This is a genomic window from Ruegeria sp. SATB027, from assembly GCF_059613825.1.
Genome location: NZ_JBXWTH010000082.1, coordinates 1 through 4,334 on the forward strand (window position 1 = coordinate 1; position 4,334 = coordinate 4,334).

Below are 4,334 nucleotides of genomic sequence, written 5' to 3' on the forward strand. Positions count from 1 at the left end.
GCCTTTAACAATATGACTTGGAAAATGGCCGCATAGGGTCAATAGTGAAACTGTCCGGAAACAGGGACGAAGTCCAGTTGCTGGCCGAACAGATGCTGGACAACGCAATGCTGCGGGATGTGAACTCAAAAAAGTGGTGACGCCCGATGCCAAGCGGAAGGCGGTGGTTCATCTGATGGAGGTTCATCAGGTGAGCCAGCGTCGGGCGTGCTCTGCTCTGCTCTGGACGTGGATCGTTCGACGGTGCGGTATCAAACGCGTCGGTCGGATGACACGGAGCTGCGCGATGCCATGAAGGCGGTCGCCAAGGAACGTCGCCGGTTCGGCTATCGGCGGCTGCATGTGATGGTCGAACGGCAGGGCTGGCAAGTGAACCACAAGAAGTTCCGTCGGATCTATCGCGAAGAGAAGCTCCAAGTGCGCCGCAGGGGCGGTAGAAAGCGGGCTCTGGGCACGCGAAGGCCAATGGTTGTGCCAGATGGGCCGAACCAGAGATGGAGCCTCGATTTCGTATCTGATGCGCTGACCGATGGTCGCCGCTTCCGTATCCTGGCCGTGGTGGATGACCATACACGCGAGAACCTGGCGCTGGTGGCCGACACGTCGCTGTCAGGCTTGCGGGTCACACGGGAACTGGACCGGGTCATTTCCGAGCGCGGGATGCCGGGAACAATCGTTTCGGACAACGGCACTGAATTCACCAGCATGGCCATACTGCGATGGGTGCAAGAGACTGGGATCGACTGGCACTATATCGCGCCCGGCAAACCACAGCAGAACGCCTTCGTCGAAAGCTTCAACGGCAAGCTTCGAGATGAATGTCTGAACGAAACGCTCTTCGGCTCACTGGCCGAGGCCCGTAACACGCTGGAAGAATGGCAGGAGGACTACAACACCCACAGACCACATTCGGCGCTCGGAAACCTGACGCCCAGAGAATTTGCTGAGAAAAGAACGATGGACAAACTGGCCGCGTAAGGCCATCAAATCGAACCCAAGGACTCTCCGCGAGGTGGAGGTAACTTGGGGCTCAGGTCAAGTTCGCCCGACAAAGCCGTCCTTCACTTCATCCGCAACAGCTATCGCCTAGCTGAATTGGTGGACACGGGACCGTGGCATATGAACAGTAAACACAACAGTCGCCTTCCAACGGCTTCAAAATTGTTTTGCACGACTTGCATTCATAGAACCACTGGCAAGCATCCGTTGGCATTTGCTCGGTTTCGCTGTGGCCACACTTCGGGCAAGTCAGGGTGCTTTCTAGGACTACAGTTTGTTTTGTCATAGTCTCACATCTGCATGATCAGGTAATCGTTAATCCGTGCCTCGTTAAACACAACGACCCAAGCCACGCCGTTGATTAGAGTCGTTCCTGCAAGCCGCCATTTCAACGTCGGTAAGGAACCGCGCCGATAAGATACCAGCCACGATATCGCGACGAGCGCCGTTGAAATCGTCAGCACATAGTAACTCGCTGCCGCAACCTTCCCAAAGATTGCCAACCAACTGCCGCCCAGCCCCAGTAACATCATTGTCATGGGCAAAACGCAGCAAGTCGCGACGCCAAGCGCTGATAGCGATCCCAAATAGTTGAGGCTAAGGTATTTCTGCATTCTGTTTCCCTCATGAGCCATGACGCGCGGAGTTGTAGAGACAGCAACTTCTCGTATAACGTCTGTAGCCACTTCAGGATCAAGGCAGGAAATCTCACATGTTTGCGATTGGGGAAGCATCCCGGCAGAGCGGAGTCGGAATTGAAACTATCCGCTATTACGAACGCGAAGGGATCGTGCCGAAACCAGAAAGGGCATCGAATAATCGACGCATGTACTCCGCGCACGATGTTGGACGGCTTCGTTTTCTAAGGAAGTGCCGAGACTTGGGTTTTTCGCTTGCCGATGCAAAGGTGCTTCTCAACCTGTCCGAAGGCGATAGCGAGGATTGCCAATCCGTTAAGGAACTGGCCGAGCTTCATATCTCCAATGTGCGTATGAAGATAATCGAACTTAAGCGATTGGAGGCCGCCCTGAATGAACTTACGGCCAACTGTAACATCGGGAACGTTTCTTGCCCGATGCTTGCGCAGATACGGACCTACTAATGGCACTTTGAGGCTCGCAGTCGCCCTATGCCAACGCAGCATGACCCAAGATTCGGGCCGCGCAGAATCTACCGTTCGTTAGAGAGGTCAACTCGTTGATTTAGCAATGTTTCAATCACTCAATGAACATTTGTGCCTTGCCGCGGTGTTCTTGAAGCACGCGGCGATTTCGGACAGTGAGCCCTACCTGCCGTGCCTGAGCAATCAATTTGCTGCATACGCATTCGGCAGGTTTTATCGGAAGCCGACCTCTGATTTCCGAACCACAGAGCAATGGTTCTGCTTATCTTTGTCCCAAATTGGGCTGGGCAGACTTAGATCTTCTGTTGCTTTCCGTTGTATCAAGGCTTGTATCGTGTGTACTCGAAGTCCATATACACAGGGCTTACGTTTTTCTTTTTCGACCTGCTGTCTCCCAAACTCGGCGTTCAGTCTTTCGATTCAGACCGACCACGCCGAGTCGCCGCAATAATGCGGGCGGCAAGTATTAGGAGACTTCCACCATGGCAAATGGCACAGTAAAATGGTTCAACTCGACCAAAGGTTTTGGCTTTATCGAACCTGAAGATGGCAAGCGCGATGTGTTCGTGCATATCTCAGCACTTGAGCGTTCCGGCATCAGCGAATTGAAGGACGGCCAGAAGGTCACTTTTGACGTCGAAGCTGGCCGTGACGGGCGCGACAGCGCCGCCAATCTGGCACTGGCCTGACCTTTTACGGGCACCCTTATGGGGTGCCCGTTTGCACAATGGGCTGCTAAAAGCCCTTGGAGAACAAGTCAGTTGCAACAGCAGGAATTGACCCGGGCGCTCGCGCAATACCGTGTGCCCGATACGAAGCGTAGCGTTATTGAACTGACAATCACTGTCATCCCCTTTTTCGCGCTATGGGGCGCAGCGTGGTTTGCGCTATCCCTTAGTATCTGGGTCACTGTTCTATTGGCCATCCTGAACGCCGCATTTCTGGTCCGTATCTTTATCATTATGCATGATTGTGGTCATGGATCCTTCTTTAGAAACCGCACCGTTTGCAATTGGACCGGCCGGGTTCTGGGTGTTCTCGCCCTGACACCCTATGACGTCTGGCGGCAAAGCCATGCGATTCACCATGCCTCAACCGGTAACCTTGATCGGCGTGGTATGGGTGACATTCCTACATTGACCATTGAGGAATACCTGAAACGGAATTGGTTCGGGCGTGCCGCTTACAGGTTAATCCGGAACCCCTTCTTCCTGTTCTGTATCGTACCGGTCTACACGTTCTTTTTTCAAAATCGCTTGCCCTTTGGTTTCATGCGGTCAGGCTGGCTGTATTGGGCAAGTGCAATGGGAACAAACGCCGCGATTGCGGTGGTCCTGGCTCTGATTTTTTGGACCGGAGGCCTGGATGTACTGGTTTTTGTATTCCTTCCAACCATGATCGTCGCCGCATCGATTGGTATTTGGCTATTCTATATTCAACACCAGTTTGAACACACGACTTGGGAGCGGGAAGAAGTGTGGAATCTTCAGAACGCCGCATTCTATGGAAGTTCTCACTACGCCCTGCCAGGCATCCTGCGGTGGTTCTCTGCCAATATCGGTGTGCACCATGTTCACCACCTTGCCAGCCGCATACCGTTTTATCGGCTAAACGAGGTATTGCGTGACCATTCCGAGTTGGAAAATTGCCAGCGTATTACTCTATATGAGAGCCTTCATTGCGCACGATTGCATCTTTGGGATGAAAAAAGTCAACGTCTGCTGACTTTTTCCGAGGCTTTGTCGAACGCCAATTCCAATAGGCATCTAGTGTAGCCTGGCGCGCACCAAAAAGGCTTCGACAGTATCACCGCCGAGGGCGCGAATGGCCTCTAGTCGGTGAAGGCCTTCAATCAGCACGAACCTCTTGTTGTCCGCGCGTATCTGGATCGGGGTCTTCTGGCCGTTCTTCAGAATATCTTCGGCCAGCGTCAGGACTTTTTGCTGATCAAGTGTTTTTGCACGCTTCACAGGTACATAGATCAGGTCGAGCGGGTATGGTTTCTTCTCCAGCATAAGCTACGTGTGCAACCTTTCGTGCATTTGTTCCGGTTCAGAGTTCTCTACAAAAGCGGGGGCTGGAACGTACGTCATAGAACCGAACGAACAGCGTCGCGCAGTTCCTGATGCATAATCCTGTCCGTCGTCAGATAATTTGGGACAGCGGAGCGGTTTTATGACTGGAGGCTCTGGCTCATCCTTGATTAAGTTTA

General features: G+C 53.0%; 6 protein-coding genes and 1 pseudogene. 4 read left to right on the forward strand and 3 right to left on the reverse strand.

The genetic code is table 11. The features are described 5' to 3' along the window. Positions 1–74: 74 nt before the first annotated feature. Positions 75–978, forward strand: a pseudogene (locus tag AC2FPW_RS20190) (IS3 family transposase); the annotation flags it as partial. 88 nt (positions 979–1,066) lie between these two features. Here the strand turns inward: AC2FPW_RS20190 and AC2FPW_RS20195 are convergent. Both AC2FPW_RS20195 and AC2FPW_RS20200 read right to left on the reverse strand, forming a co-directional pair. Further along, complete coding sequence (locus tag AC2FPW_RS20195) at positions 1,067–1,285, reverse strand: GDCCVxC domain-containing (seleno)protein (RefSeq protein WP_253284533.1); 219 nt, start codon at positions 1,283–1,285, stop codon at positions 1,067–1,069. Between the two features lie 4 nt (positions 1,286–1,289). Next, complete coding sequence (locus AC2FPW_RS20200; protein WP_171238901.1) at positions 1,290–1,613, reverse strand: hypothetical protein; 324 nt, start codon at positions 1,611–1,613, stop codon at positions 1,290–1,292. Positions 1,614–1,711: 98 nt separating this feature from the next. Here AC2FPW_RS20200 and AC2FPW_RS20205 point away from each other — a divergent pair, with 98 nt between their 5' ends. The 3 genes from AC2FPW_RS20205 to AC2FPW_RS20215 all read left to right on the forward strand — a co-directional run bounded on the left by AC2FPW_RS20205 (position 1,712) and on the right by AC2FPW_RS20215 (position 3,897). Then, the gene (locus tag AC2FPW_RS20205; RefSeq protein WP_421597699.1) at positions 1,712–2,101 is read left to right on the forward strand and encodes a MerR family transcriptional regulator; all 390 of its coding nucleotides are present in this window, start codon (positions 1,712–1,714) and stop codon (positions 2,099–2,101) included. Positions 2,102–2,604: 503 nt separating this feature from the next. Further along, positions 2,605–2,811 carry a cold-shock protein gene (locus AC2FPW_RS20210; protein WP_170430361.1) on the forward strand — a complete coding sequence of 69 codons (207 nt, stop codon included), beginning with the start codon at positions 2,605–2,607 and terminating at the stop codon, positions 2,809–2,811. Between the two features lie 18 nt (positions 2,812–2,829). Further along, positions 2,830–3,897, forward strand: a complete 1,068-nt coding sequence (locus AC2FPW_RS20215) for a fatty acid desaturase (protein WP_170662691.1) — start codon at positions 2,830–2,832, stop codon at positions 3,895–3,897. Here the strand turns inward: AC2FPW_RS20215 and AC2FPW_RS20220 are convergent. Beyond that, complete coding sequence (locus tag AC2FPW_RS20220; protein WP_170452343.1) at positions 3,889–4,137, reverse strand: ParB N-terminal domain-containing protein; 249 nt, start codon at positions 4,135–4,137, stop codon at positions 3,889–3,891. The two genes, AC2FPW_RS20215 and AC2FPW_RS20220, sit on opposite strands and share 9 nt — an antisense overlap. Between the last annotated feature and the right edge of the window lie 197 nt (positions 4,138–4,334).